Origin of the sequence: Paraburkholderia sp. Ac-20336, from assembly GCF_017105025.1 — a bacterium.
In the GTDB taxonomy this organism is placed as follows: domain Bacteria; phylum Pseudomonadota; class Gammaproteobacteria; order Burkholderiales; family Burkholderiaceae; genus Paraburkholderia.
Genome location: NZ_JAAGPS010000239.1, coordinates 1 through 4,358 on the forward strand (window position 1 = coordinate 1; position 4,358 = coordinate 4,358).

3 protein-coding genes are annotated in these 4,358 nt (G+C 70.1%); all 3 read left to right on the forward strand.

Features of this window, described 5'->3' with window-relative positions; translation table 11 throughout:
- The coding region (gene bcsB / locus GXB81_RS30440) for a cellulose biosynthesis cyclic di-GMP-binding regulatory protein BcsB (RefSeq protein WP_205991148.1) at positions 1 to 2,311 on the forward strand (2,311 nt) is incomplete at its 5' end.
- 19 nt (positions 2,312 to 2,330) lie between these two features.
- A complete protein-coding gene (gene bcsZ / locus GXB81_RS30445) occupies positions 2,331 to 3,515 on the forward strand; it encodes a cellulose synthase complex periplasmic endoglucanase BcsZ (protein WP_205991150.1) in 1,185 nt (394 codons plus the stop codon).
- Positions 3,506 to 4,358: tetratricopeptide repeat protein (locus tag GXB81_RS30450; RefSeq protein WP_205991149.1), on the forward strand; the 853-nt coding region annotated here is incomplete at its 3' end. The genes bcsZ and GXB81_RS30450, both read left to right, overlap by 10 nt.

The window sequence follows — 4,358 nt, forward strand, 5'->3', positions numbered from 1 at the left end:
TCCGGTCGCCACCGGCGTCGGCAACGTGCCCGCGCCGGGCTCGGCCGTGCCGTTCGATCCGAACGCGCTCGCCCAGGCGCCGCTCGCCACGCCGACGCCCGCGCTCACGGCCGCGTCGGTGAAAGCGCTCGGCATGCGCACGCCGACCACCGCCGAGCCCGGCACGCTCGTGACGGGCGGCCGCCGCCAGACGCTCACGTTCGCCGACTTCGGCGCGCTCGATCCGCTGCAATTGCGCGGCGTCGACGGCCAGAACGGCATCGCCTTTTCGGTGCGCAACGACGAGGTCGTGACCGGCGCGACGCTGCATCTGGTCTACAGCTACTCGCCCGCGCTGCTCGCGAATCTGTCGCAACTCAAGGTGCTCGTGAACGGCGAAGTCGCCGCGACGCTACCGCTGCCGCACGAGCAGGCCGGCATGCTGGTCGCGCGCGATATCTCGATCGATCCGCGCTTCATCACCGACTTCAACCACCTGAACCTGCAGCTGATCGGCCATTACACGACGCGCTGCGAAGACCCGGCCAACTCGGCGCTCTGGGCGACGGTCAGCAACGCCAGTTCGCTCGATCTGGCCTATGCGTCGCTCGCCACCAAGCCGGAACTGGCCGCGCTGCCGGCGCCGTTCTTCGACCGCCGCGACGTGCGCCGCCTCGAACTGCCGTTCGTGTTTGCGCAGAAGCCCGGCAACGCGACGCTCGAAGCGGCCGGCATCGTCGCGTCGTGGTTCGGCTCGCTCGCCGGCTATCGCGGCGCGCTGTTCCCGGCGCAACTCGACAACGCGCCGCTGACGGGCAACGCCGTCGTGTTCGCCACCAGCGACGAGCACCCGGCCGGCGTGACGATTCCCGAGATCAGCGGCCCGACCATTGCCGTGGTCGACCGCGACGCGTCCGCGCACGGCAAGCTGCTGCTCGTGCTCGGGCGCAACGAGGCCGAACTGAAGATCGCTGCGAAGTCGCTCGGCATCGGCCACAGCACGCTGTCGGGCGCGAGCGCGACGATCACGTCGCTGAGCGAGCTCGCGCCGCGCGTGCCGTACGACGCGCCGAACTGGCTGCCGACCCACCGCGCGGTGCGCTTCGGCGAGCTTGCCGATCCGAAAGACCTGACCGTGTTCGGCTACGACGCCGACGCGGTGCGCATCAACATGCGCGTGCCGCCCGACCTGTTCATGTGGCACACGCGCGGCGCGCCGATCGACCTGCGCTACCGCTACACGGTGCGCCCGGCGCGCGACCGCTCCTCGCTGAACGTGAGCGTGAACAACGGCTTCGTGCAGGCGCTGCCGATTCCGGCGCGCGCCGCCTCGATATTCGATCTGAGCCGCTACCTCTCGCTCGTGATGCCCGACGGCACCGCCGACGCGCGCCGCCAGGTGCGCATTCCGCCGCTGCTGCTGACGCCGCGCACGCAACTGCGCCTGCATTTCTACTACGACATTCCGAACACCGGCGAATGCACGGGCCGCCTGCTGCAGAACGTGGTCGGCGCGATCGATCCGAACTCGACCATCGACCTGTCGTCGTTCCCGCACTACATGGCGCTGCCCGATCTGGCCGCGTTCGCCAATAGCGGCTTTCCGTTCACGCGCCTCGCGGACCTCTCCGAAACCGCGGTCGTGCTGCCGAACGACGCCGATTCGAGCGACTACAGCCTCTATCTGCTGACCATGGGCCGGATGGGCGAATCGACCGGCTATCCGGTCGCGGGCGTGACCGTCACCCAAGCCGGGGACGTCGACCAGTACGCGGACAAGGACCTGCTCGTGTTCGGCGCGCCGGGCAAGCAGCCGCTGCTGCAACGCTGGGCGAAGTCGATGCCGTTCTCGAGCAGCGGCGACGCGCACACGTTCCAGCTCACCGACCTCGTGTTCAAGCTGCAGGACTGGTGGCACGGCGAGCGCGGCGTCGAACGCGCGCCGGCGCGCGCCGATCTGACGATGGTCAGCTCGAACGGCGCGGCGCTGTTGACCGGCTTCGAATCGCCGTTGCGCAAAGGCCGCAGCGCGGTCGCGCTGGTCAGCGCGGCCGGCCAGTCGGACGCCGACCTGTCGGCGGCGCTGCTCGACGCCGACGTGCTGCCGAAGATTCAAGGCGCGATGGCCGTGATCCACGGCCCCGAGGTGACGATCACATCGAACGGCACCGAGTACTTCGTCGGCCATCTGTCGCCGCAGGAGTATCTGCGCTGGGCGCTCTCCTCGCATCCGATCCTGCTGTTGCTGGGCGGCGTGATCGCCGCGCTGATCATCGCGGGCCTGTGCTATCGGACACTGCGCGCGGTCGCCGCGCGCCGGCTGAAGGATTGATGGAACGGATATGACTCGTATGCGGGTTCGGATCAAGCGGAAAACCTGTTTTGCCATGGCGCTCGGCCTCGCGGCGGCGGCAACCTGCGCGGCGCTGGCGGGTAACGCCGCGGCCGCCCAGAGCGGCGGCGCCGCATGCGGCGACTGGAGCGCGTATCGCGGCTTCATCGAGCGCTTCATGCAGGCCGACGGCCGCGTGATCGACTACTCGACGCCGGCCCAGCAGACCACCTCGGAAGGCCAGTCGTATGCAATGTTCTTCGCGCTCGTCGCGAACGACCGCGCAACCTTCGACAAACTGCTCGCGTGGACGCGCGCGAATCTCGCCGGCGACCAGTTCGACGCGCGCAACGTGCGGCTGCCCGCCTGGCAATGGGGCAAAAAGCCGGACGGCTCGTACGGCGTGCTCGACCCGAATTCGGCCTCGGACTCCGACCTGTGGATCGCCTACGACCTGCTGCAGGCGGGGCGCCTGTGGCACGACACCGGCTATACGCAGCTCGGCGAGGCGCTCGCCGAGCGCATCACGCATGACGAAGTGGCGAGCCTGCCCGGCCTCGGGCCGATGCTGCTGCCGGGGCCGCAGGGCTTCAGGGACGGCAACGTCACGCGCCTGAATCCGAGCTATCTGCCGCTGCCGGTGCTGCGCGCGCTCGCGCACGACGTGCCCGACGGCCCGTGGGGCAAGCTCGCCGAGAACGCCTGGCGGTTCGTCAAAACCGTCTCGCCGCAAGGCTTCGCGCCCGACTGGGCGGCCTGGCAGAGCGGTCAGTTCGCCGTCGATCCGAAAAACGGCGACGTCGGCAGCTACGACGCGATCCGCGTCTATCTGTGGGCCGGCCTCGCCGCGCCTGCCGATCCGCTCGCGAAGCCGTGGCTCGCGGCGCTCGGCGGCATGCGCGCGAAGGTCGCGCAGAACGGCTTCCCGCCCGAGAAGGTTTCGTCCACCACCGGCGCGACAAGCGGCGAAGGCCCGCTCAGCTACTGGGGCGCGCTCGCGCCGTACTTCAAGGCGCTTAACGACGAGCACAGCCTCGGCCTCGCGCGCACGCGGCTCGCCGCGCTCGACGCGAGCGTGCCGGGCCGCGAGCCGGTTTACTACGATCGTGTGCTGGGGCTGTTCGGCACGGGATTCATCGACGGCCGCTACCGCTTCGACGCAGCCGGCCGTCTCGTGCCCGCCTGGAGACACGCATGCGACTGAACGCGCTCGCCCTGTCATTGCGCGCCGCGCTCGTCGCCGGTGCGGTCTGTTGTGTGGCCGCCGCCGCGCCGGATGCGCTCGCGCAGGCGTCCAAAGATCCTCTCGCCGTACTGATCGATCAGGGCAAGTACTGGCAGTCGCATCAGCGCGGCGACCTCGCCGAGCAGGCGTGGCAGAAGGTGCTCAGCATCGATCCGAAGCAGCCCGACGCGCTCTTCGGCATGGGCATCGTGCTCGCCGACCGCAAGGACGGCGCCGGCGCGCAGCAGTATCTGGCGCGCCTGAAGGCGGTCGCGCCGAACTATCCGAATCTCGACGAACTGGGCCGCCGGCTCGGCGAAACCAGCCCGCGCGACCAGACCATCAACGACGCGCGCCGGCTCGCGCAAAGCGGCCAGAACGCCAACGCGGTGCGCGAATATCAGCGCGCGCTCGCCGGCAAGCCGGCCACGCCCGAGTTGCAGCTCGAGTACGACCAGGCTCTCTCGGCCACGCCGCAGGGCTGGGACGAAGCGCGCCGCGGGCTGGAACAGCTCGCGCGCGACAACCCCAGCGACCCGCGTTACGCGCTCGCGTTCGCGCAGCATCTGACCTATCGCGACGTCACGCGGCGCGACGGCATCGCGCGCCTGCAGAAGCTCGCGGGCGACACCTCGGTCGGCGCGGCCGCCAGAAAGAGCTGGCGCCAGGCGCTCCTGTGGCTCGACGCGCGGCCCTCCGACGCGGCGCTCTATCAGTCGTATCTGCAAACCGCCGGCGACGACGCCGCCGTCAAGGCGCGCTTCGATTCGATGGTGCAGCAGGACAGCGCGGCGCGCGCCCGCGCCCAGGAAAACGCCGCCG

Excerpts from the sequence above, each read along its gene's own strand:
- bcsZ (WP_205991150.1), top strand. The coding sequence starts at position 2,331 with ATGCGGGTTCGGATCAAGCGGAAAACCTGTTTTGCCATGGCGCTCGGC.